This is a genomic window from Brachybacterium phenoliresistens, from assembly GCF_000576425.1.
GTDB lineage: Bacteria > Actinomycetota > Actinomycetes > Actinomycetales > Dermabacteraceae > Brachybacterium > Brachybacterium phenoliresistens.
Genome location: NZ_KK069994.1, coordinates 1 through 26843 on the forward strand (window position 1 = coordinate 1; position 26843 = coordinate 26843).

General features: G+C 73.9%; 21 protein-coding genes and 1 tRNA gene. 15 read left to right on the forward strand and 7 right to left on the reverse strand.

The window, feature by feature from the left end; all coding sequences use genetic code 11:
* Both BF93_RS09420 and BF93_RS09425 read right to left on the reverse strand, forming a co-directional pair.
* Window positions 1–251: hypothetical protein (locus BF93_RS09420; protein ID WP_038372277.1), on the reverse strand; the 251-nt coding region annotated here is incomplete at its 3' end.
* Entirely contained in the window at window positions 248–1237 is a 990-nt protein-coding gene (locus BF93_RS09425) for an L-lactate dehydrogenase (protein WP_038372278.1), read from the reverse strand. The genes BF93_RS09420 and BF93_RS09425, both read right to left, overlap by 4 nt.
* Window positions 1238–1411: 174 nt before the next feature.
* Between BF93_RS09425 and BF93_RS09430 the strand changes: the two genes are divergently transcribed.
* The 6 genes from BF93_RS09430 (at window position 1412) to BF93_RS09455 (ending at window position 10465) form a co-directional block, all read left to right on the forward strand.
* Window positions 1412–3025 (forward strand): ABC-F family ATP-binding cassette domain-containing protein, encoded by a 1614-nt coding sequence (locus BF93_RS09430; RefSeq protein WP_038372279.1) that lies wholly within the window; start codon window positions 1412–1414, stop codon window positions 3023–3025.
* Between the two features lie 139 nt (window positions 3026–3164).
* Window positions 3165–4451, forward strand: a complete 1287-nt coding sequence (locus BF93_RS09435; RefSeq protein ID WP_038372280.1) for an O-acetylhomoserine aminocarboxypropyltransferase/cysteine synthase family protein — start codon at window positions 3165–3167, stop codon at window positions 4449–4451.
* 43 nt (window positions 4452–4494) lie between these two features.
* On the forward strand, window positions 4495–5196 hold the full coding sequence (locus BF93_RS09440) for an HAD family hydrolase (protein WP_038372281.1): 702 nt from the start codon (window positions 4495–4497) through the stop codon (window positions 5194–5196).
* Window positions 5193–5885, forward strand: a complete 693-nt coding sequence (locus tag BF93_RS09445; RefSeq protein ID WP_038372282.1) for an HAD family hydrolase — start codon at window positions 5193–5195, stop codon at window positions 5883–5885. The genes BF93_RS09440 and BF93_RS09445 overlap by 4 nt, the downstream gene beginning before the upstream one ends.
* Before the next feature lie 97 nt (window positions 5886–5982).
* Window positions 5983–7905, forward strand: coding sequence for a thioredoxin-like domain-containing protein (locus tag BF93_RS09450; protein WP_038372521.1), 1923 nt, complete (start codon window positions 5983–5985; stop codon window positions 7903–7905).
* 10 nt (window positions 7906–7915) lie between these two features.
* On the forward strand, window positions 7916–10465 hold the full coding sequence (locus tag BF93_RS09455) for a hypothetical protein (RefSeq protein ID WP_051486795.1): 2550 nt from the start codon (window positions 7916–7918) through the stop codon (window positions 10463–10465).
* Between the two features lie 112 nt (window positions 10466–10577).
* Here the strand turns inward: BF93_RS09455 and BF93_RS09460 are convergent, their stop codons facing one another.
* Window positions 10578–11195, reverse strand: coding sequence for a TetR/AcrR family transcriptional regulator (locus BF93_RS09460; protein WP_038372525.1), 618 nt, complete (start codon window positions 11193–11195; stop codon window positions 10578–10580).
* A 153-nt stretch (window positions 11196–11348) separates the two neighbouring features.
* Between BF93_RS09460 and BF93_RS09465 the strand changes: the two genes are divergently transcribed.
* Window positions 11349–13715, forward strand: a complete 2367-nt coding sequence (locus BF93_RS09465; RefSeq protein ID WP_038372283.1) for a hypothetical protein — start codon at window positions 11349–11351, stop codon at window positions 13713–13715.
* 153 nt (window positions 13716–13868) lie between these two features.
* Here BF93_RS09465 and BF93_RS09470 read toward each other — a convergent pair whose 3' ends face one another.
* Both BF93_RS09470 and BF93_RS09475 read right to left on the reverse strand, forming a co-directional pair.
* Entirely contained in the window at window positions 13869–14507 is a 639-nt protein-coding gene (locus tag BF93_RS09470; RefSeq protein WP_038372284.1) for a 2'-5' RNA ligase family protein, read from the reverse strand.
* Window positions 14508–14606: 99 nt separating this feature from the next.
* Window positions 14607–14680 (reverse strand) — tRNA-Gly (locus tag BF93_RS09475).
* Window positions 14681–14781: 101 nt separating this feature from the next.
* On the opposite strand from BF93_RS09475, the gene dcd reads away from it, so the two are divergent.
* Both dcd and BF93_RS09485 read left to right on the forward strand, forming a co-directional pair.
* On the forward strand, window positions 14782–15375 hold the full coding sequence (gene dcd / locus BF93_RS09480) for a dCTP deaminase (RefSeq protein WP_038372285.1): 594 nt from the start codon (window positions 14782–14784) through the stop codon (window positions 15373–15375).
* Between the two features lies 1 nt (window position 15376).
* On the forward strand, window positions 15377–16213 hold the full coding sequence (locus BF93_RS09485; RefSeq protein WP_232226302.1) for a hypothetical protein: 837 nt from the start codon (window positions 15377–15379) through the stop codon (window positions 16211–16213).
* Window positions 16214–16218: 5 nt separating this feature from the next.
* Here the strand turns inward: BF93_RS09485 and BF93_RS09490 are convergent, their stop codons facing one another.
* The gene (locus tag BF93_RS09490) at window positions 16219–17577 is read right to left on the reverse strand and encodes an MFS transporter (protein WP_051486796.1); all 1359 of its coding nucleotides are present in this window, start codon (window positions 17575–17577) and stop codon (window positions 16219–16221) included.
* Between the two features lie 590 nt (window positions 17578–18167).
* On the opposite strand from BF93_RS09490, the gene BF93_RS09495 reads away from it, so the two are divergent.
* From BF93_RS09495 to mnhG, 6 genes are read left to right on the forward strand one after another with little or no spacing between them, the layout of a single operon-like run.
* Window positions 18168–21098, forward strand: coding sequence for a Na+/H+ antiporter subunit A (locus tag BF93_RS09495; protein ID WP_038372287.1), 2931 nt, complete (start codon window positions 18168–18170; stop codon window positions 21096–21098).
* The gene (locus BF93_RS09500) at window positions 21088–21666 is read left to right on the forward strand and encodes a Na(+)/H(+) antiporter subunit C (RefSeq protein WP_051486798.1); all 579 of its coding nucleotides are present in this window, start codon (window positions 21088–21090) and stop codon (window positions 21664–21666) included. Before BF93_RS09495 ends, BF93_RS09500 begins: the two co-directional genes overlap by 11 nt.
* The gene (locus BF93_RS09505) at window positions 21663–23243 is read left to right on the forward strand and encodes a Na+/H+ antiporter subunit D (protein WP_038372289.1); all 1581 of its coding nucleotides are present in this window, start codon (window positions 21663–21665) and stop codon (window positions 23241–23243) included. Before BF93_RS09500 ends, BF93_RS09505 begins: the two co-directional genes overlap by 4 nt.
* Window positions 23240–23776 carry a Na+/H+ antiporter subunit E gene (locus BF93_RS09510; protein ID WP_051486799.1) on the forward strand — a complete coding sequence of 179 codons (537 nt, stop codon included), beginning with the start codon at window positions 23240–23242 and terminating at the stop codon, window positions 23774–23776. Before BF93_RS09505 ends, BF93_RS09510 begins: the two co-directional genes overlap by 4 nt.
* Window positions 23773–24408, forward strand: coding sequence for an MrpF/PhaF family protein (locus BF93_RS18995; RefSeq protein WP_051486800.1), 636 nt, complete (start codon window positions 23773–23775; stop codon window positions 24406–24408). The genes BF93_RS09510 and BF93_RS18995 overlap by 4 nt, the downstream gene beginning before the upstream one ends.
* A complete protein-coding gene (mnhG, locus tag BF93_RS09520) occupies window positions 24405–24995 on the forward strand; it encodes a monovalent cation/H(+) antiporter subunit G (RefSeq protein WP_038372290.1) in 591 nt (196 codons plus the stop codon). Before BF93_RS18995 ends, mnhG begins: the two co-directional genes overlap by 4 nt.
* A gap of 72 nt (window positions 24996–25067) precedes the next feature.
* Here mnhG and BF93_RS09525 read toward each other — a convergent pair whose 3' ends face one another.
* Window positions 25068–26744, reverse strand: a complete 1677-nt coding sequence (locus BF93_RS09525) for a formate--tetrahydrofolate ligase (RefSeq protein WP_038372291.1) — start codon at window positions 26742–26744, stop codon at window positions 25068–25070.
* Window positions 26745–26843 lie beyond the last annotated feature (99 nt).

The window sequence follows — 26843 nt, forward strand, 5'->3', positions numbered from 1 at the left end:
GCCGCCCGGCGGCGGGCGTCCTCGCGCCGGGCCGCGCGGCGGGCGGCCTCCTGGCGCCGGGCCTCGCGCTGCTCCTGGTCCCGCCGCTCCTCCTCCCGGCGCCGGAGCTCGCGCTCTTCCTGCGCCCGCTGGTCCTGCGCCCGCTGCTCCTGCTCGTGCGGCTCCTGCTCGGGCCGGCGCTCCTGCGCCGCGGCCCCGCGGGCGTCCGGCTCCGGCTCGGACCGCGGGGCGTGCGGCGGCGGCGCTGTCACAGGCCCAGGCTCCGCTGGGCGCTGCGCAGCGCTGCGGCCGATGCCTCCAGGCGCGCCTGCTCCGCATCGTCCATCGGCACCTCGAGGCGGCGCAGGACCCCGCCGCGCCCCACCACGCTCGGCACGCTCATCGCGACCCCGGAGATGCCGCGGTAGTCCGACAGCGGCGTGGACACCGGCAGCACCGCCTGCTCGTCGGACAGGATCGCCTCGACGATCCGCGCCCCGGCCACGCCGATCGCCAGGTTCGTGGCGCCCTTGCCGGCGATGACCGTGTACGCGGCGCCGGCGACCTCCCGCTCGAGATCGCCGAGCTCGGCGTCGGTCAGGGCGCGGGCGCCGTCCGGGTCCGTCCACTGCCGCAGCGGGACCTCGCCGATCGACGCGGAGGACCACAGCGCGAACTCGCTGTCCCCGTGCTCGCCGATGATCGTCGCGTGCACCGAGCGGGAGGAGACCCCCAGCCGCTCCGCCAGGCGCCAGCGCAGCCGGGAGGTGTCCAGCACCGTCCCCGAGGACATCACCCGGCCGTCGGGGAGGCCGGCGATGCGCGCCGCCGCCAGGGCGAGGACATCGGCCGGGTTGGTGACCAGCACGTACACCGCGTCCGGTGCCTGCTCGAGCAGGCGGGGCAGCAGGTCCCGGAGGATGTCGACGTTCGTCCCGGCCAGCTCCAGGCGGGTCTGCCCGGGCTTCTGGCGGGCGCCAGCGGTGATGACCACGACGTCCGCCCCGGCCACGCAGGCCACGTCGTCGCCGCCGATGATCCGGGCGGGGGAGGTGGACGGCGCGGCGAGGGAGGAGCCGTGGGCGAGGTCCAGCACCTCGGCCTCGACCTTGGCGGTCGCCACGTCGTACAGGGCGATGGTGCGGGCGCTGCCGCGCAGCATGGCGGCATAGGCGACGGAGGCGCCCACGCTCCCGGCGCCCACGACGGCGAGCGTGGAGGTCCGGGCGGGGGCGGCGGCGGGCTGGTCGATGCTCATGGCCCCAGTCTCGCGGATCCCGGCGCGCGGAGCACGCGACGCGTCCGCGGGCCCGCGTCGCGGGGAGGCCGGAAAATCGCGTGACGTCCCCGCGCGGGGCGCCCTACAGTGCGTCCATGACGATCTGATCAGCCTCCCGCTGCCCGCATCCCGCGAACCTCCAGGAGCTGATCCATGCCCCAGACCCCTCTGCATCTGCGCGCCGACGGCGTGTCCGTGTCCTTCGGCGACCGCCGCGTCCTCACCGACATCACGCTGTCGGTCCCCGCGCAGAGACCCACCGGTCTGCTCGGCGAGAACGGCAGCGGCAAGTCGACGCTGCTGCGGGTCCTCGCCGGACGGCTGCGGCCCGATGCCGGGTCCGTCGCGGTTCCCGGGCCCATCGGCCTGCTGGACCAGGAGATCCCCTTCCCGCCGGAGACCACCGTCGCGCAGGTCATCGCCGATGCCCTCGAGAGCGCCCGACGGCTCGAGCGGGAGCTGCAGGCCGCCGGCGACGCCCTCGTCGACGGGGACGCCGCCGCGGCGGCCGTCTACGACGACGTCCTGGCCCGGGCCGTCCTGGCCGACGTCTGGGGAGCGCCCGCCCGCGCCGAGCAGGTGATGACGGGCCTGGCCCTGCAGGACGTGGACCGCTCCCGCCGCCTGGACGAGGTCTCCGGCGGCCAGCGCGGACGCCTGGCCCTGGCCCGCCTGCTCATCGCCCGGCCCACCACCCTGCTGCTGGACGAGCCGACCAACCACCTCGACGACGACGGCGCCGCCTTCCTCACCGGCATGCTCGCCGAGCATCCCGGCCCCGTCCTCGTCGCCAGCCACGACCGCGCCTTCCTCGACGACGCGACCCGGGTCCAGCTGGACCTCGACCCGGCGCCCAGCCCCCTGGACGCCGAGCCCGGCGGCGTCACCGCGTACGAAGGCGGCTTCAGCGACTACCTGCTGGCCCGCTACGACGCCCGCGACCGCTGGGCCCGCCAGCACCGGGACGAGCAGGAGGAGCTGGACCGACTGCGGGTGCAGGTGCGGGAGTCCCACAGCGTCGGCCACGAGGGCCGCGGGCCCCGGACCGAGGCCCGCGCCTCCAAGAAGTTCTACGCGGACCGCAACGCCGCCGTCGTCTCCCGGCGGGTGCGCGATGCGCAGCGACGCCTCGAGGAGCTCGAGCGCACCCAGATCCGCAGGCCTCCGGCGCCGCTGGCGCTGTCCCACCTGCCCACGGCCGAGGGCCGTCGCGGCGGCGTGCTGCTGGCGGCGTCCGAGGTCGCGGTGCGAGGGCGCCTGGCTCCCACCTCGGTGGCGCTCTCCTCCGGGGAGAAGCTCCTGGTCACCGGTCCGAACGGGGGAGGGAAGTCGACCTTCCTGCACACCCTGGCCGGGCGGCTGGAGCCCACCGGCGGCAGCGTGTCCCGGCCGCGCGGCGCCCGGGTCGCGCTGCTCGAGCAGGACACCCCGGTGCCCGAGGGGACCGTCCGCCAGGTGCTCGCCCGGGCCGCCGGGGTGCCGGAGGCCGATCACGAGCCCGAGCTGTTCGGCCTGGTCCACCCGCGGGACCTGGTGCGCCCGGTCGCCGAGCTGTCCCGCGGGCAGCAGCGTCGCGTCGAGCTCGCCGCCCTGCTCGCCGACCCGCCCGAGCTGCTGATCCTCGACGAGCCCACCAACCATCTGGCCCTGGAGATCGCCACCCAGCTCGAGGACGCCATCGGCCGCTGGGACGGGACGGTGGTCATCGCCTCCCACGACCGCTGGCTGCGCCGGCGCTGGGAGGGACGCGTCCTCGAGCTGGGCTGAGCGCGGGCCGGGCGCGACGACGCCCGGCGCCGCCCCCGGAGGGGCCCGCGGTCACAGCCGTTCACAGTCGTGGACGGCCGTCACGAACCCCGCAAGACTGCACGGACGAGCACATGCCGTCCTCACCTCAGGAGCCCCGATGTCGCAGAGCACGCAGAAGTTCGAGACGCTGACGATCCACGCCGGCCAGGAGCCCGACCCCGGGACGGGCGCTCGCGCGCTGCCCATCCAGCAGACCACGAGCTTCGTCTTCCCCAGCGCGGAATCCGCCGCCGACCGCTTCGCCCTCGCCGAGGCCGGGAACATCTACACCCGCATCACCAACCCGACGCAGGGAGCCATCGAGGACCGGATCGCCGCGCTCGAGGGCGGCGCGGCCGGGCTGCTGCTGGCCTCCGGGCAGAGCGCCATCACCCTGTCGATCCTCAACGTGGCCCGCAGCGGGGACAGCGTCGTGGTCTCGCCCAGCCTCTACGGCGGCACCTTCAACCTGTTCAAGCACACCCTGTCCCGGCTCGGGATCGAGCCGCTGTGGGTGCAGGACCCGACCGATCCCGAGTCCTGGCGCGCGGCCGCGACCGAGAGCACCGTCGCCTTCTTCGCCGAGACGATCCCCAACCCCCGCCAGGACGTCCTGGACATCCGGGCGGTCGCGGACGTCGCCCACGAGGTCGGCGTGCCGCTGATCGTCGACAACACGATCGCCACCCCGTACCTGCTGCGCCCCTTCGAGCACGGCGCGGACGTCGTCGTCCACTCGGCGACGAAGTTCCTGGGCGGGCACGGCACCTCGATCGCGGGCGTGATCGTCGACGGGGCCAGCTTCGACTTCTCCGCCCACGGGGACCGCTTCGCGAACTTCGTCGAGCCCGACGAGTCCTACGGCGGCGTGGTCTACGCGGATCTGCCCGCCCCCTTCGCGATCCGCGCCCGGGTCCAGCTGCTGCGCGACATCGGCCCGGCGATCTCCCCGTTCAACGCCTTCCTCATCGGCCAGGGCCTGGAGACCCTCCCGCTGCGGATCGACCGGCACCTGGAGAACACCCACGCCGTCGCCGCCTTCCTGCGCGAGCAGCCGGCCGTGACCTCCGTGCGCTGGGCCTCCGATCCCGACTCGCCGTACAAGGAGGTCGCGGACCGCTACCTCCCGCGCGGCGCCGGGTCGGTGCTCGGCTTCGTCCTCGAGGGCGGGGCGGAGGCAGGCCGCCGCTTCGTCGACGCGCTCGAGCTGCACTCCCACGTCGCCAACATCGGGGACGTGCGCAGCCTGGTCATCCACCCGGCGACCACCACCCACGCCCAGCTCGGCGAGGAGGAGCAGCGCGCCGCCGGCGTCGAGCCCGGCTTCGTGCGCCTGAGCGTGGGCATCGAGCACATCGACGACATCCTCGAGGACCTCCGCCGGGGCTTCGCCGCCATCGCCTGATCACCGGACTCCGGGCTCCGGGCGGCGCGGATACCCTGGGGGCATGAGCGATCTCCTCGAATCCGTGCCCCTGTCCGCGTGGCCGACCGCCTGGACCCCGCAGGCCGTGGTCTTCGACCTGGACGGGACGCTCGTGAACACCGAGGCGGAGTGGGTCGCGGTGCAGGACCGGTACCTGGCCGGGCACGGCGCGCGGATCACCGAGCAGGAGCGGCGCGACATCACCGGGCGGGCCGCGGAGGTCGTGGTGCTCGCGATCGCCGCGGCCGTGGGGAAGGACCCGCACGTGGTCGGGCGCGAGCTCGTGGACGCGCACCGGGAGGGCATGCGCGGCAAGGACGGCTTCGCGACGCTGCCCGGGGCGCTGGAGACGGTGCGCGCCATCGCCGCGAAGGTGCCGGTCGCGATCGCCTCGAACTCGCCGCGGGACATGCTGGACCACAAGCTCGCGGCGACCGGGCTGGACGCCGTGGTCGACGCGCACCTGGCGATCGAGGACGTCGCCCTGCCCAAGCCGGCCCCGGACATGTACCTCCGCGCCGCGCAGCTGCTGGGCGCCGCCCCCCGGGACTGCCTGGCGGTGGAGGACTCCGAGGCCGGGGCGCAAGCCGCCATGGCCGCAGGGCTGAACCTCATCGCCGTGCCGTCGCTGCCCGGGCAGGATCCCCAGGCCCACCTCCGCCTGGACAGCCTGGAGGATCCGCAGCTGCAGACGTGGATCGCCGGCTGGGAGAGCGTGCGATGACGGACCGGTTCCGCGACGCGTTCGGGGACTGGACCCCGGAGGCCGTGGTCTTCGACTGCGACGGCCTGCTGCTGGACACCGAGTCGGTGTGGGAGCGCACGCAGTCCGTGATGCTCGCGCGCTACGGCGTCGCCGAGGAGGACACCGACCTCGACGCGCTGGTCGGCTCGACCCTCGAGGAGGCCGCGGCGGCCATCGCCCGCGCCGCCGGGAGGGAGGAGGCGGCGGTCCTCGTCGAGACCCGGGACCTGTTCCTCGAGCATCTCGGCGGGGAGATCCGGGTGATGCCGGGGGCGCGGGCGGTGCTCGAGGCGACCGCGGCGCGGGTGCCGATCGCCTGCGCCTCGAACTCGTGGCTCGAGGCGCTCGAGGACAAGCTCGAGCGCAGCGGCCTGCGCCCGCTGTTCCGCGCCGTCGAGGCGGCCGACACGGTGGCCCGCCCCAAGCCCGCCCCCGACATGTACGTGGCCGCCGCCCGGGCCCTCGGCGCCGACCCGGGACGGACCCTCGCCTTCGAGGACTCGGCGACCGGCGGCCGGGCGGCCGTGGCCGGCGGGCTGCGCCTGATCGGCGTGCCGCCGGCGGGCGTCGCCCTGCCCGGGGCCGCGCTGCACCTCGAGGACCTCGAGGATCCGCAGCTGCTGGACTGGATCGCGAGCTGGCCCGCGCGGCCCGCGCGCGAGGCCTGATGCCGTCGCCGACCGGACTCCCGCCGGGCCCCGCCGGACGTCGCACATGTCGCGACGAGTTGGCGCGTCGGCATCCCGGCGGTGTTCACTGGTGCGCATGACCTCGAACTCGGACCCCAGCGACGGCACTCTGGATGCGCGCGTGCGCGGGAGCGCCCTGCGCGGCCGCGGCTGGCTGAACACCGGCGGCGCGGAGCTCGGCCTGGAGGACCTGCGCGGCAAGATCGTGCTGCTGGACTTCTGGACCTTCTGCTGCGTCAACTGCCTGCACGTGCTGGACGAGCTGCGCCCCCTGGAGCAGAAGTGGTCCGAGGAGCTCGTCGTGATCGGCGTGCACTCGCCGAAGTTCGAGTTCGAGAAGGACCGCGACGCGCTGGTGGCGAACATCGAGCGCTACGAGGTCGAGCATCCCGTGATCGACGACCCGGAGCTGCTGACCTGGTCGGAGTACGGGGCGAAGGCCTGGCCGACCCTCATGGTCCTGGACACGCACGGGCGGATCGCCGGGAACCTCTCCGGCGAGGGGCACGCCCAGAACCTCGACCAGCTGATCGGGCGGCTCGTCGCCGAGGGCGAGGCCGACGGCTCCCTGCGCCGCGGCCCCGCACCGACGGTGCTGGCCGAGCGGACCCCGCAGACCCTGCGCTACCCCTCCAAGCTCGCCGCCCTGCCCGACGGCCGCCTCGTGGTCAGCGACGCCGGCCAGCACCGCCTGGTCGTCTTCGGGCCCGACGGCGCCACCGTCGACGAGATCATCGGCTCCGGCCTGCGCGGCCTGGTCGACGGCGAGAACGAGCATGCCCGGTTCGCCGAGCCCAACGGGGTCCTCGCGCTGCCGCCGGAGATCGCCGAGCAGGTCGGCTACGACCTCCTGGTCGCCGACAGCGCCAACCACGCCCTGCGCGGCGTCCAGCTGGGCGCGGACCGCCTGCTGCGCGGCCGCACCGCGAGCGTGGTCACCACCGTCGCCGGCACCGGGGAGCAGTGGATGCAGGGCTGGGACCTGCCGCGCGGCGAGGGGGAGGCCCGCGGCTACGCCCTGTCCACGCCGTGGGACATCACCTGGTCCCATGCGCTGCACCGCGCGGTGATCGCCATGGCCGGCATCCACCAGATCTGGACCTTCGATCCCGTCACCGGGGCGCTCGCCGTCCTCGCCGGCACCACGAACGAGGGCCTGGTCGACGGCCCCGTCGTCACCTCCTGGTGGGCGCAGCCCTCCGGCGTGACCGAGGCCGCCGACGGCGTGATCCTCGTCGCGGACTCGGAGAGCTCCGCGATCCGGGCGATCGACCCGTTCAGCATGACGGTGTCCACCATCGTCGGCGAGGGCCTGTTCGACTTCGGCCACGTCGACGGTCCGGCCGCCTCGGCCCGCCTCCAGCATCCGCTGGCCGCGACCGTGCTGCCGGACGGCCGCATCGCCGTGGCGGACACGTACAACGGCGCGATCCGCCTCATCGACCGCGAGGGCGCGACCGACGGCACGGCCACCGTCGTCACCGTCGCGACGGACCTGTCCGAGCCCTCGGGCCTCATCGTCGGCCCGCCGGTCGACGGCATCGGCCAGCTGCTGGTCGTGGAGTCCGGTGCGCACCGCGTGACCTGGGTCCCCGTCGCGAAGGCCGCCGAACGGGTGATCGACTCCGGGGCGCAGCGCTCCGAGCGTCCCGCGACGGAGGTCGGCCCCGGCCCCCTCACCGTCCGGGTGCTGTTCACCCCGCCCGAGGGCCACAAGCTCGACAACTCCCTCGGCCCCTCGACGCAGCTCAGCGTCAGCACCACCCCCAGCGCGATGATCACCGACGGCGCGGGCACCGGCACCGACCTGGAGCGCCGCATCGAGCTGGACCCCGCCTACACCGAGGGGGTGCTGCACGTGAGCGCGCGCGCCGCCTCCTGCGACGCCGATCCGGCCGTCGAGTTCCCCGCCTGCCACATGCATCAGCAGGACTGGGGCGTCCCCCTCCGCGTCGTCGACGGCGCACCGACCACCCTGGACCTGGCCCTCCTGGGCTGAAGGAGCCGCAGTGGAACTCATCACCGCGTTCGCCCTCGGCGACGACGTCGCCATCCTCCTGCTCGCCGTCGTGGCGATCGCCGTGGGGGCCCTCGTGGCCTCCGTGGTGCTGATGCGGAGGTGGTCGGCCCTCGAGGACGCCGTCGCGCCCTCGCCCTGGCTCGGCTCCCTGCTGACCTCCGGGGTGAGCCTCGCGCTGTGGGCGGGCGTGCCCGCGCTGGCGCTGTCGCTGCTGGTCGTCGACGCCATGCCGGGCCGTCTGCTGCGCGCCGCCATGATCCTGCTGGGCCTGGCGCTGGGCGGCGTCTCCGCGTGGCTCGGACAGCGCCTGCTGCTCGCGGCGCGCAGCACGATCGATCCGGCCGATGCGCCCGCCGCCTCGGTCCGCACCGGCGGCCTGCTCGCCTCCTCCGCGGTGGCCGTGGTGGCGCTGCCCGCCGCCGTGACGGTGTGGCTGCTGCGCCAGGGCGCGGGGGAGATGCTCCTGGCCCTGGCCCTCGGCGCCGCGCTCACGGCCCTCGGACTGCGCGTGGTGGCGGCCCTCGCGGAGCCCGCGGCCTCGGCCGCGACGCTGCTCGCCGGCGGCCATGAGCTCGAGCTGGCCCGCGAGGACGAGGCCAACCGCTCCGCGACCGTCCTCTCCGACGCGGAGATGCTGCGCCACGGCGCCGGCCGCAGCGCCCAGATCAGCGCGGTCACCGCGATCGCGGTCGGCGCGGGCCTGACCGTGGGCGTCCCGGTGATCGCGACCGAGGGCATCGTCGTGGCGATGCTGGGCCTGGGCGTCGCGATGGCGGCCCCGCTGCTGGCCATGGTGATCCCGCAGGTCGGGGCGCCCGGCCGGGAGGTCGCCGCCTACCGGATGGCCGGGCTGATCCCCGCCCTGATCGCGGCGGCCGGCACCGTCGCCGCGGCGGCGCTGTGGCTGCCGGGGCAGTACCGGAACCTCCGCTTCGACGGCGTGGGCATGGGCAGCTTCACCGATCCTGCGGTGACCAGCACCCCGCAGCCGCGCGCCGACATCGCCGATCAGCTCGTGACCGCCGGCGCGGATCTGGGCACCTACGTCTCCCAGACCGACGAGTCCCGCGGCGCGAGCGCCTTCCTCGACGTCCTCGCCGCCTACACCACGCACCCCAACACGCTGGTGGCGGTGTCCATCGCGCTGGGCGCGGTGGCCGCCGTGTGCGGCCAGCTGCTGATCGCCGCGCACGCCGCGCCGGGCGGTCCCGCCGCCCGCCGTGCCGCCCGCACCGCCCGGACGGGCGCGAGCATCGGCATCCTCGCCGCCCTGGGCGGCGCGGCCCTGTGGGCCGGCCTGGTGCTGAGCATCCTCGCCCTCGTGATCGCCGCCCTCGGCGTGCTCGCCGCAGGGATCCCGCTGCTGGCCCTGGCCCTGTCCGCCTTCGCCGCGCTCGGCGGGCTGCTCGCGGTGACGGCGCAGGCCGCCTCCCACGCCGCTCCCGTGCTCGTGGACCGCCCCGGGGTCGAGGAGGACTGGCGCACCCTGGTGCGCGGCCGCTCCGACGAGGGGGCGACGGGCCTCGGCATCGTCGCCGCGCTCGGGGCGATCGCCCTGATCGCCCCGATCGTCGCCGCCGTCCAGGCCGCGCCGCGCGCCGCCACCCTGTGGGAGGACCGCCTGCTGCACGCGATGACCCCCACCTCCCTCAGCGTCGTCGCCGGCGCCGGGCTGGGCGTGGTCACCGTGCTGATGATCGCGTCCTTCGTGCTGGACGGCCAGCGCCGGCTCTCGGCGGCCGCCGTCCTCGAGGCCCGCACCGCCCACCTCGAGGAGCGTCCCGACGTCTCCTTCGACGGGCTCGGCCTGGACGCCCGCCGCGCCGGCCTGGTGGTCCTCGCGGCCGCCGTGCTGATGCCGATCGTCGCAGGGTTCGCCCTCGGTCCGGCCGCGGTGCCCGCCTACCTCGCCGCGCTGATCATGGTGGGCCTGGGCCTGTCGCTGTGGGCCCACGCGGCCGCCGGTCCGCTCGCGGGCGCCGTCGACCTCATCGAGGCGGGCCGCTACGGCGGCCGCGGCTCCTGGGCGCACGGAGGGGCGCTCAACGGCGCGGTGCTCGGCGTGAGCCTGCGCGCCGCGCTCGGCGAGCTGCTCGTCCCGGCGCTGCTCGCCGCGAGCCTGACCTCCTACATCGTCATCACAATGATGGTGGGGACCGTCGCCGAGGGCGTCTCGGTGTACCTGCGGGTCGGGATCGCCCTGGTCGCGGCCCTGGTGGGCCTGTGCTGCTGGCTGTTCGCCCGCACCGCGCCCGAGCCCGATCTCGAGGACGGCGAGGCCACCCTGGCCCGCCCCCTGTTCGCCACCCAGGTGGACGAGGATCCCGAGGGCGGCCTGCTCGAGATGAGCTGGGACGACGAGGACGAGGACGACACCGCGAAGGCCCGCACGCCCCGGCGCGCCGCCGTCGCGCTGGCCGAGCCGGACGAGGACGCCGACGACGAGGACGCCACGGAGGATCCGGAGGACGCCGAGGACGTCGAGGACGGGCCGCCGCCGGCGAAGCCGAAGCGCGCGCGCCTCCGCCGGCGCCGCTGATCGGGCGGCGCCCCGACCGGACCGAGGACCCGTCCGCACGGCATCGTGCAGGCGGGTCCTCGTCCGTGCAGGGTGCGGCGGGGCGCGACCGGGGGATCGGGCCGGGCGCCGATCAGGCGCTGCGGTCCTGGGGCTCCGCGAGGCCCGCGGCCCCGGGGACGGCGCCGAGGCCCGAGAGGATGAAGTCCTCGAGCGCGCTGTCGTCGAGGCGTCGGGCGCCGGCCTGGCTCACCAGCAGGGAGTTGAGGATCCGCACGGTCGCGTCGATGTCGAGATCGCCGCGGAAGTCACCGCGGTCCATGCCGTCGCGCAGGATGGTGCGCAGCACGTTCTCGATCACCACCACGTGCTCCCGCAGCCGCTTGGCGGTGTCCGGATCCAGCGTCGCGCCCTTGCCCTGGCGGGGCATGTGGAAGGTGATGTGCAGCTCCAGCTGCCGGCGCACGTAGACGCGGATCGCCTCCGGCGGCGAGTCGATCCGGGAGAGATCGTCGCGCAGGGCGTCCACGAAACCGGCAGTCTGGTGCATGGCGTACTCCACCAGCAGCGCTTCCTTGTCGGGGAAGTGGTTGTACATGGCGGTGCGACCGACCTGCGCCGCCGTGGCGATGCGGGAGAACGTGATGCGCTCGAACGCGTCGCGCTCGAGCAGCTCCTCGAGAGCGCTGAAGATCTTCTCGCGCGTGCGCTCGCGATGCTCCTCCAGGGAGCCGCCGATGATCTTGGGCATGTCGCACATTGTTGCACCGTGTCAGCATCCGTCCAGCGGCACTCGCGGGATCGTGCCGTCCCCGCGCCCCTGAATCCCGCCCGAAAGCCGCTGTGACCTGCAGGATGTGGATGAGTCGGGGGCAGTCGTCCCCCGAGATGCTTCGATGACGTCATGCCTGCCTCGACGGTCCCGACGCCGCCTCCGCTCCTGCCCCGCCGCTCCCTCCTCGCCGCAGGGATGCTCCTGGGGCCTCTCGCGCTGACGGCGTGCGAGGAGGGAGCGGAGGAGGAGCCGCCCCCGTCCGCCGCGCCGGCCCCGCCGCCGGCCCGGCTCACGCTCGCTCCGCTGACCACCGCCGCGGAGCTGATGCCCGAGCATCCCGTCCGGGTGCGCGAGTGGCCCCTCTCCCGCACCGCCGACCGCCCGCTGGGCCTGCTGCAGCGGCGGGCGCGATCGTACGAGGCCACGCTGCGCGTCCTCACCGACCAGGACCCCGAGGGCCGGGACGTCCCGATCGACCCGGCCGCCTCCACCGTGGCCGTGGACGGCGAGGGAGCGCTCGTCCGCGTGCTCGTCGGCACGGTCCGGGACGGGGAGATGGTCCATACGATGCACCTCTCCCGTGACCTGGTGGAGTGGAGCACGGTCGAGCTCTCGGCCCCGATCGGCCGATGGGCCCTCGTCGCCGGCGGCGGCCTCGTGATGGGCGACCCTCGCGGCACCCAGGCCCACGGGTGGCGGATCGATGACGACGGCACCGTGGCGGCGCTCGCACCGGTCCCCGTCCCGGACGGCGCGACGGCGAGCATCCGGTCCGTCGCGCGGAGCGCGGAGACGATCGTCGCCGTGCTGGACATGACGACCCAGGGATCCTCGTCCCCGGCAACGGTCACCTCGCACGACGCCGGGCGGTCCTGGGGCGACCCGGTGCCGCTGCCCGTCACCGGGGAGCGCACCGGGGCACGGCACGTCCGTGCGCTGACCGGAGGGTTCGTCGTCACGGGCGTGCACCGGGTGACCCCGTCGTGGAGCACGGAGGGATTCTCCCGCCCCACGGCATGGTCCTCGCAGGACGGCACGGACTTCCGACAGGAGGAGGTGCCCCTGCCCCTGTGGCAGCGGGACGGGTGGACGCACGACGACATCGGCGAGCTGGAGCGCGGCCGTCCCATCGACTTCCGACGCATCGGCGCGGACCTCCCTGCCGTCGATGCCGACGGGGGCCGGCTCCATCAGACGATGAACGTCCTCGACGAGGCCTGGGTCGCGACGCGGGACGCGGACGGCTCCTGGCACCTGGACGGGGGGATGCTCCGGGCCCGGGGCGTCGTGCAGACGTCGATCGCCGACGGCGACGGGCGCATCCTGCTCGCCGCCGGCAGCGTCCAGGCGCGGGGGACGGACGGCAGGCCCCTGCGCGGCGGATCGCCCGTCGCCCCGCGACGGGAGACGACGGGGACGCGCGGCCGTGCCGATGCGGCGGCCGCCGGCGTCGTGGCCTGGAAGGAGGACGGCCTCGTGGACAGCGGCGACGGATGGTACGAGGAGGGCCGGTACCGCTGCCTCGCCCTGCGCATCGCGGGGGAGCGGATCGAGGCGGTGCCCGATCTGCCTGCGGAGGTCGAGGCCTGGGAGCGGCCGATGCTGCACGCCCTCGCGCCGGAGCTCTGCATGGTGACCGGTCACAGCGCCCCCGAGGACGCATCGGTGCAGGCGCGGGTCCATGCGGACGGGCAGTGGCGGGCGGTGACGGGGCTGGACGCCGATGCGGTCGGCTGGGTGGGCCCGCTCACGACGCTCGACGGCAGGCTCCATCTCGCCGTCGTCACCGGCGAGGAGCGCGAGGGCGGGTCGATCTCCTGGGCGCCGCGGATCTTCGCCTCCGAGGACGGGATCGGCTGGGCACCCGCCCTCGAGGGGCCGGTGCGCGTCGCCGAGGAGGAGCGGGCCTCACGGGGCGGGGGGATCAGCTGCGTGGCCGCCCTCGGCGACGCCGTCGTGGGGATCGGCGCCGTGGTCGACGAGGACGAGGTGAACCGTCCCATCGTCGCGATCCACGACGGGGACGGCTGGGCGGCGTCGATCCTCCCCGATGCCCCGACCGGGATGCTGGACCATCTGACCCGGGTCGGCGGGGAGGCCGTCGCCTGGAAGGCCGGGGACGACGGGGCGGTGGTCTGGGCCGTGGCCGCCGACGGTTCGGCGGCGGAGTCCTACCGGGCGACCGATCGCGCGTCGCGCGGGCCCGTCCTCGACCTCGGGGACGGCGTCCTCCTGGCCGGCGGCTGGATCGACGTGGCCGCGAGCGAGGCCGAGGACGGGCAGCAGCACGGCATCGGGGCCTGCATCTGGGCGAGCCGGGATGCGGGCGCCACCTGGGGCGCCACCCTGCTGCCGCGCCAGGCCGGCCGCTTCCCCGCGGTGCATCTGATGCAGGAGGGGGAGGAGGACGTCATCGTCTTGCTGGACGATCCCGACGGTCCGCGCGGATATCGCATCCCCGCGGCCCGCGCGGACGTCCTCGAGGGCGGCGCATGACCTCGTCGGGCCTGCCGATCCCGGCGCCCGAGGTCGCCCGCCCGGCCCTTCCGCGCGAACCTGTCCGCTCCGACCTGTCTGCTGGGACCTGTCTGCTGGGGCCTGTCCGCTGGGACCTATCTGCTCGGGACCTGTCCGTTCGGACTTGTCCGCTCAGACTGCTCCGAGCGGGACCTCGGCGACCGTCTCCCATTCGTACATGCGGCGATCACGGTGCATCCGGATCAGCGAGACGCTGCGATAGGTCGCGGGGGCCGGCTCATCGGGCTCCGCCGCCTCGCACGCGGCGCGGATCGGGGCCGCGTCCGCCGGAGCGTTGCTGTAGGCGATCGAGACGTGCGGCCGGAAGGGAGGCGCCTCGTCCTCCGGGACGCCGAGGGCCTCTGCCGTCCCGGCGCGCAGCTCCTGGACGAGGGCGGCGAAGGGGGCCGGATCCTCGGGCAGGAGCATCACCCCCTCCCGTCCGACGTAGGAGGGGCCGAACGCCGCGGAGATCGGGGCGAGTCGGCGAAGGCGCCGCGTGACCTTGTCGACCACCTGATCCCGGTCGGCCGGTTCCACGTCCTGCACGTGCCCGACCCCGTGCAGGGTCATGTGCAGCCACGGATCCGGGATCGGGTCGAGGGTGGAGAAGGCGCGCACGGCGCCCCGGAGCGTCCCGGCCAGGGAGACCAGCGCCGGCTGGTCCTCCTGGGTGAGGTGCCACGCGTAGAAGCGGGTGCCGACCTGCCAGCCGGGCCGCCACCACCAGTGGTCGGCCATGGTGGTGTGACGGGGGTACTGCGCGGTCATCGGCCGTCCTTCCTCGGGGCGTCGACGGGATGCGCCCCGTGACGACGAAGGCCCCGGATCCGGCGTCTGCCGGTCGGGGCCTTCGGTGCTGCTCGCAGCTGGAGCGGGTGACGGGAATCGAACCCGCGCTGTCAGCTTGGGAAGCTGAAGTTCTACCATTGAACTACACCCGCGAACTCGCCCACTGTAGCGCGAGCCGAGGCCGGAGTGGAAATCGGGCGGCCGCCGCGTGAGACCGATGACTCGCCCAGCGCGGTGAGGCTAGGCTGGGCGGGTGCTGTTGAGCGATCGTGACATCCGGGCCGAGATCGACGGGGACCGCGTGCGCCTCGATCCCTATGACGAGGCGATGATCCAGCCCGCCTCGGTGGACGTGCGCATCGACCGCTACTTCCGGCTCTTCGACAACCACCGGTACGCCATGATCGACCCGGCGGAGCACCAGGAGTCCCTGACCCGCGTGGTCGCCGTCGATCCCGACGAGCCGTACATGCTGCACCCGGGGGAGTTCGTCCTCGCCTCCACATACGAGCAGGTCACCCTGCCGGAGGACATCGCGGCCCGGCTCGAGGGCAAGAGCTCGCTGGGCCGCCTGGGGCTGCTGACGCACTCGACCGCCGGCTTCATCGACCCGGGGTTCAGCGGCCACATCACGCTGGAGCTGTCGAACATGGCGACCCTGCCCGTGGCCCTGTGGCCGGGCATGAAGATCGGCCAGCTGTGCTTCTTCCGCCTCTCGAGCCCGTCCGAGCGGCCGTACGGATCCGAGGGGAACCTCAACCGCTACCTGGGGCAGCGCGGCCCGACGGCCTCACGCTCCTGGCAGAACTTCCACCGCACCCGGATCCCCCTGGACGAGGAGCTCTGACATGACCTCTCTTCCGGAGAGCACCGAGACCCCGCAGCGCGAGGCCGAGCTCCGCATGACGGCCCACCGTCTGCAGCTGCCGCGCTCGACGAACCCGCAGGACATCCTCGCGATGGTGCGCAACGTGCGCCCGGAAGCCGAGCTGAGCGACGGCGTCCTCGACCTCGGCGAGGGAGCCCGCCTCGTCCAGGACACCGACCCGCGGCGCGGCGGCCGATGGAGCATCGAGGTCCCGCGGGTCCGCGAGGATCCGCTGCCGGCCGGCATGACCGACTCCCACGGGTACGCCGCCGCGTTCCCGGACGGGATGCCCTTCGGCGTGGAGCGCGAGGTGCTGGACCTGTGCTGGTCCCTGGGCCGGCGGCTGTTCGGCGCGGTCGTCACCGATTCCGGGGTGCGTCTGGAACCGCATCCCCATCAGGTGCGCGATCTGATCGTGGTGAGCCCGCACCGGGTGGACAACGTCTCCCTGGCCGAGCTGCTCGCGAACATCGAGAAGGAGATCTCCGTCGTCGGCTCGCCGGAGAAGACCGCGCCGCGCTACGCGCTCACGGTCCCGCTGGGCGACGACGAGATCCAGGTCCGGGTGGGGGAGCGGTCGCGACCGGTCGCCCTGCGCGAGCAGCGATGGATCGCGACGTCCTCGGACTACGAGATCGTGCACGTCACGGCGGATCCCGAGGAGGACGCCATCGCCGCTCCCGATGCGGCGACGCAGGCGCGGTGGGCGGAGGCCTACGCCCGGATCGGGCGCATCGCCGCGGTGCTCGTCGAGAACGTCGGCGGCTATGTGATCGACCGCGAGGGCTTCCTGGTGGCCCCCTCCGACCTGGCCTGACCCGCTCAGGCGGCCCGGGGCGCGGGCCGGCCGGCCGCGCCCAGCCGGATCGGGAGGAAGGCCAGCAGCCCCAGCGCCATCACGACGATGATCCCGAGGATCCCCAGCCGCGTCTGGCCGAGCACGGCCACGGAGAGCGAGAACGCGCCGGTGCCCAGGAATCCGAGGGCCCGCCCCGTGGTCGCGTACAGGCCGAAGTTCTCCGTCTCCCGACCGGGCAGCGACAGCCGGGTCAGCAGGTTCCGCGAGGCGGACTGCACCGGTCCCACGAACAGGCTGATCGCCAGCCCCGCGGCCCAGAACGCGGCCTTGGCGTCGAAGGCCAGGACCACCACGCCCAGCGAGATCACGCCCAGGCAGCCGGCGATGATCACGGGCCGCGGCCCGAAGCGGTCGTCGAGCTTGCCGCCGAGGTACACGCCGAACCCGGCGACGAGGTTCGCGGAGATCCCGAAGATGATCACCTCGACCGTCGAGAAGCCGTAGGCGATCGCGGCGAGCACCCCGGCGACGGAGAACACCGCCCCCAGCCCGTCGCGGTAGACGGCCGAGGCCACCAGGTACTGCAGCATCACCGGTTCGTCGCGGAACGCCCGAACCACCCGCGTGATGATGGAGGCGTAGCCCTGCCAGGGGGTCCACCGCTGACCGGCCGCCCGCGCCGGATGCCGCGGCGCCCACAGCATCAGCGGCAGCGTGCCCACCAGGATCCAGGCGGCGACGAACAGCGGGATGGCCCGCAGGTTCCAGCCGGCCTCGTCGGTGATGCCCAGCAGCCCGGTGCCCGGCATCACGAACAGCACGAGCACCAGCCCCAGGCACACGATCGACCCCCAGTAGCCGATGGCCCATGCCGTGCCCGAGACGCGCCCGCGCGTGGCGGGGGTCGAGACCTCCGGCAGCACCGAGTTCACGAACACGCCGGCGAGCTCGGAGAACACCACCGCCAGGGCGATGAGCACGGCACCGAGGGTCAGGTAGTCGGCATCCAGGGCGACCAGCGGCATCAGGGCCACGGTGACCACGGTGAGGATCGTGGTGATGCGCAGCAGGGCGTTGCGGGCGCCGCCGGCATCGGCGAGGTTGCCCAGCAGCGGGGCCAGCAGCGCCACGGCGACCGCCCCGGCGGCCTGCCAGGCCGTGAGGACCTGCGAACCGTGGTCCTGCGCGGCGGTGATCGCCTGCTCGCCCACCGCGCCCTCCGCCGCGACGGCGCTGGTCACGTACGTGGCGAAGACGAAGGTGAGGATCACCGAGCTGAACGCGGACATGCCGCCGTCCCACAGGGCGAAGGAGATCAGCGAACGGCGCAGCGAGGGCCGGGACACGTCGGGAGCGGCAGGATCGGCCGCGGACGGGGACATGCGCCCACTCTACGGAAGCCCGGGAGTCCGCCGCGCCGCCACGGCGAGGTCGTCGCCGAGTCGTCGCCGCGGGGAGTCGGCGCCCGGGTCGCCATCGCGGGGAGTCGTTGCCGAGGGGTCGTCGCTGCAAGTCGGCGCCGAGTCGTCGTCGCTGCGTGCCGGTGCCGCTGCGTTCCGGAGCTGCTTCGTGTCGGCGGCGCTGCGGGGCCGGCGCAGGGGAGGCGGGACGGCCTGCTCGGCACCGAGCCCCGGTGCAGCGTCCCTGCGCGATCCGTCGGAGTGATTCCGTCGCTACCTCGCGGGGAAGCGACGCGATCACTCCGAGCGTTTGCGTAGCGACGACTTCACTCCGATCGTTTCCGCGGATCGGGAGACGGGGCGGGTCGGGAGACTGCGCGGGGCGGGTCGGGAAACTTCACGGTCCGGGGCGCGATGCCGGTGACGCGCGGCGGGTCGCGAGACCGGGCGGGGCTGGCAGGACCGGAGGTCACGGAGATGTCGCGGCGACGGGTCCCCAGGTGGCGCGGAGGAGCGGGCCGATAAGATCGTCGTGCCCCTTCCCTTGCCCCCTGGACATGGACGGAAGACGCGTGATCCCGATCCTTCTCGCGCACCTGGTCGCGGCCCTGCTCGGCCCGTTGCTGGTGCGGAGGCTCGGCCGGAACGCCTTCTACCCCCTGGCCCTCGTGCCGGCGGGGTCGGCGGCGTGGGCCGCGACCCTCGACCCCCGCGCGCTGGCGGACGCCCCGCGCACCGTCGAGATCCCCTGGATCCCGCAGCTGGGCATGAACGTCTCCTTCACCCTCGACGTGCTGGGCTGGGTGATGCTGCTGATCGCCTCGGGGATCGGGGCGCTCGTTCTCGTCTACTGCGCGCGCTACTTCAAGGACACGGAACCGGGACTGGGACGCTTCGCGGGACTGCTGACCGCCTTCGCCGGGGCGATGGTGGGCCTGGTGCTCGCGGACGACGTCATGGTCCTCTACATCTTCTGGGAGCTGACCACGGTCTTCTCCTACCTGCTCATCGGCCATTACGCCGACAAGCAGGCCTCGCGCCGCGCCGCCATGAACGCGCTGATCTCCACCACCCTCGGCGGGCTGGCCATGCTGGTGGGCCTGCTGATGCTGGGCGCCGAGGCGGGCACGCTGAGCATCGGGGGCATCCTCGCCGACGACATGTGGGCGAGCCCCGGCCCTCTCGTGGTGACCGCCCTGCTGCTGGTGGTGGCCGGGGCGGCGTCGAAGTCGGCGCTGGTGCCGACGCATTTCTGGCTCCCCGGGGCGATGGCCGCGCCGACTCCCGTCTCGGCGTACCTCCACGCCGCGGCGATGGTGAAGGCAGGGGTGTACCTGATCCTGCGCCTGGCCCCGGCGCTCGGCCAGGTCGAGGCGGTCGGCGCGCTCGTCGCGGCGCTCGGCGCGATCACCATGGTCGTCGGCGGCTGGCGCGCCCTGCGCCAGCACGACATCAAGCTGCTGCTCGCCTACGGGACCGTCTCCCAGCTGGGCTTCCTCTGCGCCGTCGCGGCGCTGGCGACCCGTGAGGCGGTGCTGGCGGCGCTGGCCATGATGGTCGCCCACGCCGTGTTCAAGGCGCCCCTGTTCATGGTCGTGGGCATCATCGACAAGAAGTGCGGCACCCGGGACCTGCGGGTCCTGTCCGGGGTCGGGAGGGCGGCCCCCGTCGTCGCGGTGATCGGCACCGTCTCGGCCGCGTCGATGGCCGCCGTCCCGCCGCTGTTCGGGTTCGTCGCCAAGGAGGCCCTGTACACGGCGCTGTGGGAGGGCGGCACCGGTCCGCGCATGCTGCTGCTGGCCCTGGTCGCCGGCTCGATCCTCACCGTCGCGTACTCCTGGCGCTTCGTGCAGGGCGCCTTCGGCCGTGCCCCCGGGGCGCCCCCGGTCGCCCGCCCTGCCGTCCCCGTGCTGTTCTGGCTCCCGCCGGCCGTGATCGCCGTGCTCAGCATCGGCCTGACCGTCCTGGCCCATCCGCTCGAGGGGATCCTGCGCGGATTCTCGGACGCCCTGCCGGAGGCCGGGGCCGCCGTCCACCTCGCCGTCGTGCCGCACCTGGGCGTCCCGCTGCTGGCCAGCGCCGTGACCCTGGGCGCCGGAGCCCTGCTGGCCGGGCTCGCCCGCCCGGTCGAGAACCTCCAGCACGCGATCTCGCCGCAGCGCTGGGGGACGGGCCGGGCCGCCGATCTCGTCGATGCCGAGCGCGGCTTCCGGCGGCTGATGCGCGGGGTGGACGCCCTGGCCGTCGCCGTGACCCCGCTGTTCCAGCGAGGCTCCCTGCCGATGACGCTGGGCACCATGCTGCTCGTGCTCATCGCCGTCGCCGCGCCGGTCGCGATGCTGCGCGCCCCGCTGCCGGACAACCTGGTGGTGTTCCACCACCCGATCGAGGTCGGCCTGCTGGTGCTCGCCGTGGTCGCGGCCATCGGCGCGGCCCGCGCCCGCCGTCGCCTGCGGGCCGTCTTCCTCATCTCGGTCACCGGGTACGTCGCGGCCGTGTACTTCCTGCTCGCCGGCGCCCCGGACGTGGCCACCACCCAGATCCTGGTCGAGACGATCATGACGGTGGTGCTCGTGCTGGTGCTGCGCCGCCTGCCGATCCACTTCTCGCGCCGCCCGCTGCGCCTGGACCAGTGGGGCCGATGGGGCATCGCCATCGGCACCGCCGTCGTGCTGTGCGGCGTCACCCTGTACGCGGCCGATGCTCGCTACCTCGACCCGCTGGGGCCGGGCCTCATCGAGACGGCGTACACCATCGGCGGCGGGCACAACGTCGTCAACGTGACCCTCGTCGACGCCCGCGTCTGGGACACGATGGGGGAGATCTCGGTGCTCCTGGTGGTCGCCACCGGCGTCGCCTCGCTCATCTTCATCACCCGGCGCGAGCAGCGCATCACGCGCATCCGCGAGGAGGACGAGCACCTGACCATCTGGCGGCGGCGCAGCGACTCCGACCTGCCGCGCAACGTGCTGCGCTTCTACGCGGGGGAGCAGGAGGAGACCGGCAACCGGTGGCGCACGTGGCTCTCGGCCGGGCGCACCCTCGCCCCGGAGCGACGCCTGGTGGTCGTCGAGGTGATCACCCGCATCAGCTTTCCGCTGATGATGATGTTCTCCGTGTACCTGCTGATGGCCGGGCACAACCTGCCCGGCGGCGGTTTCGCCGGCGGTCTCGTCGCGGGCCTCGCGATCACGATGCGCTATCTCGCCGGCGGCCGCTACGAGCTGTCGGAGGCGGTGCCCGTCCAGGCCGGCCTGGTGCTGGGGGTCGGGATGGCGGTCGCGGTCGGGGCCGGGGTCCTGCCGCTGCTGCTGGGCGGCACCTTCTTCGCCACCGCCACCCCGGTGGTCCACGTGCCCGTGCTGGGGGAGCTGCACTTCCCCAGCGCCCTCATCTTCGACATCGGCGTGTACCTCGTCGTGCTCGGGGTCGTCCTCGACATCCTGCGCAGCCTCGGCTCGCAGATCGACCGCCAGCAGGAGGCCGAGTCCGATGCCCGTTAGCCTCATGCTCCTGCTGACCGCCGGCGTGCTCATCGCCTGCGGGGTGTACCTGATCCTCGAGCGCACGCTCACGCGGATCATCCTCGGCATCGTGCTCGCCGGCAACGGCGTGAACCTGCTGTTCATCGTCGCGGCCGGCCGCCCCGGGAAGCCGCCCTTCGAGGGCACGGCCCCGGCCGAGGACATGACCGACCCGCTGCCCTTCGCCATGGTGCTCACGGCCATCGTCATCACGCTGGGGATCACCGCCTTCGGGGTCGCCCTGTCCTACCGGGCCTGGCAGCTGTTCGGCCACGACGAGGTCCCCGACGACGTCGAGGACCGCCGGGTGCTGCGCCGCAGCCAGCGCCGCAGCGGCATGGACGAGGACCCCGAGGATCCCGGCTCGCAGGGCCTGTCGGAGGAGAGCCGGCGCGGAGCCCTGCTGCACTCCCAGGGCCACCGGGCCCGCCGCGACCCCCTCGGCACCGACCTCTCCGGCGCCGAGGACGCCCCCCAGGACTACACCGAGGCCGACGAGCGCGAGGACGTGCGCCGCGGCCGCGAGACGGAAGCAGGTGGCCGATGAGCGCGGACATGCTCCTGGCCCTGCCCGTCATGCTGCCCCTGATGGGCGCCGCGATGGCGCTCCTGCTGCGCCACCATGCGCGACTGCAGATGTGGGTCTCCATCCTCACCCTGGTCGCGATCCTCGCCTCGGCGCTGGTGATGGCGCGCAGCGTGCTCGAGGTGGGGATCCTCGTGCTGCAGATCGGCCGCTGGACGCCGCAGCTGGGCATCGTGCTGGTCGCGGACCGGCTGACGGTGATCATGCTGGTGGTCTCCAGCGTCGTCACCCTGGCGGTGCTGGTCTACTCCAGCGCGCAGACGGTCTCCGAATCCGCGGAGAAGACGCCGGTGGCCATCTACCACCCGACCTACCTGGTGCTGGTGGCCGGGGTCTGCAACGCCTTCCTGGCCGGGGACCTGTTCAACCTGTACGTCGGCTTCGAGGTGCTGCTGGCCTCGAGCTATGTGCTGCTGACCCTGGGCGGCTCCGCCTCGCGGATCCGCGCGGCGACGACCTACGTGATCGTCTCCCTGCTCAGCTCGGTGATCTTCCTGGCCGGCATCGCCGCGGTGTACGCCGCCGTGGGCACCGTGAACCTCGCCGAGCTCGCCGTGCGGCTGGACGGCCTGGCCCCCGGCACCCGCATGACGCTCGAGCTGGTGCTGCTGGTGGCCTTCGCGATCAAGGCGGCGATCTTCCCGCTGAGCGCCTGGCTGCCGGACTCCTACCCGACCGCGCCCGCCCCGGTCACCGCCGTCTTCGCGGGACTGCTCACGAAGGTCGGCATCTACGCGATCATCCGCCTGGAGACGCTGCTGTTCCCCGCCTCCCAGACCTCGACGCTGCTGCTGGTGGCGGCGGGCCTGAGCCTCGTGGTGGGGATCCTCGGCGCGGTCGCGCAGACGGACCTCAAGCGCGTGCTGTCCTTCACCCTGGTCTCGCACATGGGGTTCATGCTCTTCGGCATCGGCATGAGCACCCGCCTGTCGATGGGCACGACCATCTACTACGTCGCCCACCACATCACCGTGCAGTCCACCCTGTTCCTCGCCGCGGGGCTGATCGAGCAGCGCGGCGGCACCACCAACCTGGGGCGCCTGGGAGGCCTGGCGAAGCTCGCCCCCGTCATCGCGGTGCTGTTCTTCATCCCGGCCATGAACCTCTCCGGGATCCCTCCGCTGTCGGGGTTCATCGGCAAGGTCGGCCTGATCGAGGCGGGCATCCGCGTGGACACCCCCGCCTCCTGGACCCTGGTCGCGATCAGCGCGATCACGAGCCTGCTCACGCTGTACGCGATCGCGAAGATCTGGAACCGCGCCTTCTGGCAGGAGCCCGAGGAGGACTTCGTCCAGGGCCTCGCCCCGGTGCCGCGGGTGATGACGGGGGCGACCGCCGCCCTGGTCGGCGCCTCGCTGCTGCTGACCGTGTTCGCCGGCCCCCTCATCGACTTCGCCGACGACGCCGGCCGCGCGGTCCTCGAGCGCACCCCGTACGTGAGCGCGGTGCTCGGGGACGAGGCCGCCGCCGAGCTCGTCTACCGCATCGGCGACGAGGGCGAGAAGATCGGCGACGGCGACGAGGAGGTGCAGCGGTGAACCGGCGCCTGCGGGACCTCCCGCTGAACTGGCTGGGCCTGACCGCCTCGATCGGGTTCTGGTGCCTGCTCTGGGGCGGGGTGGATGCCAAGAACGTCCTCGGCGGGCTGGCGGTCGCCCTGCTCGTGTTCGTCCTGTTCCCGATGCCGCCGACCGGCCGCGAGATCACGGTGCGCCCGCTCGCGCTGATCATCTGCCTCGGCCGGTTCCTGGCGGACATCGTGGTCTCCTCGGTGCAGGTGGCCTGGTACGCGGTGCGCCCGGGGCCGCAGCCGCCCAGCGCGGTGATCGCCGTCCCGCTGGCCTCGCGCTCGGACCTGTTCCTCACCGGGACGGCCATGCTCGCCACCCTGATCCCCGGGTCCGTGATCGTCGAGGCGCAGCGCTCCACCGGCACCCTGTTCCTGCACGTGATCGGGGCCCGCACCGCCGAGGACGCGGAGCGGGCGCGCCGGCGCGTGCTCGCCCAGGAGCGCCGACTGCTGCGGGCCCTGGCTCGCCGCGACATCCTCGAGGAGGCGGGACTGGCATGAGCGCCGTGGACCTGACCCTGACCGTCCTGGCGGCGCTGCTGGTGCTCGCCGCCCTGCCGACCGTGCATCGCATGATCGTCGGCCCCACCATCCTGGACCGCACCGTCGCCACAGACATGCTAGTGGTGCTCGTGGTGCTGGGCCTGGCCCTGTACTCCGCGGCGACCGGCACGACCTGGGCGGTGACCTCGATGCTCGCCCTGACCGCCTTCGCCTTCGTCGCCACGGTCGCGGTCGCCCGGTTCGTCGCCCGCGAGGAGCCGCGCGGCGCCCGCGCCCGCGCCCTGCATCCCGCGGGGCGGGGCGGGACGATGACCGCGCAGCACGATGCGATCCATCCGGAGATCGCGGAGATCGCGGAGACGGCGGAGGGACGCGAGGGCTCGGCGCCCGCCGATCCGGAGGAGCCGGGCTCTCCCGGCGACGGCCGGGACACGACCCTGTGGGACCAGGACCACGCGGACTGGTCCGCTGCGCGCGCCCACCCGGCCGGGATCGACGCGGAGGACGAGTCCCCGTCGGCGGATGCGCTGGCCGATGCCCTCGACAGGGACGGCGCCGGCGGCGGCTCCTCCGGAGCGGATGGTCCCGACGCCGCCTCGGACGAGCAGCAGGGCGGTGATCGCCGATGACCGCCGGGGATCTGGTGGCGCTCGTGCTGATCGGCCTGGGCGTGGTGCTCGCGGTGATCGCCGCGATCGGCCTGCACCGCTTCGACGATCCGCTCACGCGGATGCACGCGACCTCGAAGCCGCAGACCCTCGGGCTCATGCTGGTCCTCGCCGGGGCCGCGCTGATGGGCCGGTCCTGGGCCGGGGCCGGCATGATGCTGCTGGTCCTGCTCGCCCAGATGGTGACCGTCCCCGTGGCGAGCACCATGGTCGGCCGCGCGGCCTTCCGCCGCGGGTTCGTGCGCGGCGGGCAGTACGCGATCGACGAGCTGACCCCGCGCCTGGCCACGGCCGATGACGTGGACGACGACGAGGACGGCTTCCTGGACGAGTACGTGCCCGCCGTCGAGGAGGGCTCCGCCGCCGATCAGGACCGCTTCCCGGAGAACGTCGTCGCCTCCGAGACGTCCGCCGCGGACCTCACCACGATCCGCAACTGGGCGGAGCCCGAGCCCGAGGAGCTCGCCGCCGGCGAGGACGCCCTGGACGTCGACATCGACGACGAGACGGAGCTCGAGGCCGAGCAGCTCGCCGAGCAGGACCGCTGAGCCCGGCCCGCGGCCTGTCGGGACCTGGCCGCGGCCTGCCGGGACCTGCCCGCGGCCTGTCGGGACCTGCGCTCAGAACAGGCCGACGGCCCGACCCTGCGCGTCCACGCCCATCCGCAGGGCGGCCGGCTCCCGCGGCAGCCCGGGCATGGTCATGATCGACCCGGTCAGCGCCACCACGAAGCCCGCGCCGATCTTCGGCACGAGGTCCCGCACGTGCAGGGTGTGCCCGCGCGGAGCGCCGAGCCGGGACGCATCGTCGGAGAAGGAGTACTGGGTCTTGGCGACGCAGACCGGCAGGGTGTCCCAGCCGTTGCGCTGGAGCCGCCGCAGGGCCGCCGGGGCGGCATCGACGTACTGCACCTCGGCGGCGCCGTAGATCTCGGTGGCGATGGTGCGCAGGGACGCCTCGATGCCCTCGGCCGGGTCGTACAGCGGATGGAAGTCGCGGCCGCCCCCGGCGGCGATGACCTCGAGGACCTGCTCGGCGACGGCGACGCCGCCGCTGCCGCCCTCGGCCCAGACCTCGCTGAGCGCGGCGCGCAGCCCCTGCTCGCGGGCCCAGCCGAGCATCGCGTCGAGCTCGGCCTCGGTGTCTGTGGGGAAGCGGTTCAGGGCGATCACCGGCTCGAGGCCGAAGCGGCGGATGTTCTCGGCATGGCGAGCCAGGTTCTCGGCGCCGCGCAGGGCGGCCTCGACGTCCTCGGCGGCGAGATCGCCCTGGGCGACGCCGCCGTGCATCTTCAGCGCCCGGACGGTCGCGACGAGCACCACGGCGTCGGGGCGCAGGCCCCCGGTGCGGGCCTTGATGTCCAGGAACTTCTCGGCCCCGAGGTCGGATCCGAACCCCGCCTCGGTGACCGTGACCTCGGCGAGGGAGGTCGCCAGCCGGGTGGCGACGAGGGAGTTGCAGCCGTGGGCGATGTTCGCGAACGGCCCGCCGTGGACGAGGGCCGGCGTCCCGCCGAGGGTCTGGACCAGGTTCGGACGGATCGCGTCCTTGAGCAGCATCGTGATGGCGCCGTCGACCTGCAGGTCCCGCACGGTGACCGGTTCGCGGGAGCGGGTCAGGCCCACGACCACGTCGCCGATGCGCCGCTGGAGGTCGGCGAGGTCCGTGGCCAGGCACAGGATGGCCATCACCTCGGAGGCGACGACGATGTCGAAGCCGTCCTCGCGGGGGACGCCCTGGCCGGGCCCGCCCAGGCCGATCACCACCTCCCGCAGCGCGCGGTCGTTGACGTCCAGCACCCGCTTCCATTGGATGCGGCGCGGGTCGATGTCCAGGGCGTTGCCCTGCTGGATGTGGTTGTCGACCAGGGCGGCGAGGGTGTTGTTCGCGATCTGGATGGCGTGGAAGTCGCCGGTGAAGTGGAGGTTGATGTCCTCCATCGGCACCACCTGGGCGTGGCCGCCGCCGGTGGCGCCGCCCTTGATGCCCATGATCGGGCCCAGCGACGGCTCGCGCAGGGCGACCATCGTCCGGTGCCCCAGCAGGCGGAAGGCATCGGCGAGGCCGACGGTCGTGGTGGACTTCCCCTCTCCGGCGGGGGTGGGGGACATGGCGGTCACCAGCACCAGTCGGCCGGGCCCGTCGCCGGGCGGGACGGCGGCGATGTCGATCTTGGCCTTGTCGGTGCCGTAGGGGATGAGCGCCGCCTCGGGGATCCCGGCGCGGCGGGCGATCTCGGTGATCGGCTGCAGGGTCGCTGCCTGGGCGATCCGGAGATCCGGGTTCTCTGCGGTCATCGGGGGTGTCTCCTTCGACTGCGAGCAGCGGGCGACGGTGCCCGCGCGGTCCGGACAGGATAGGGGACCGACCTGGTGCCCGACGAGCGTTCGCGCACA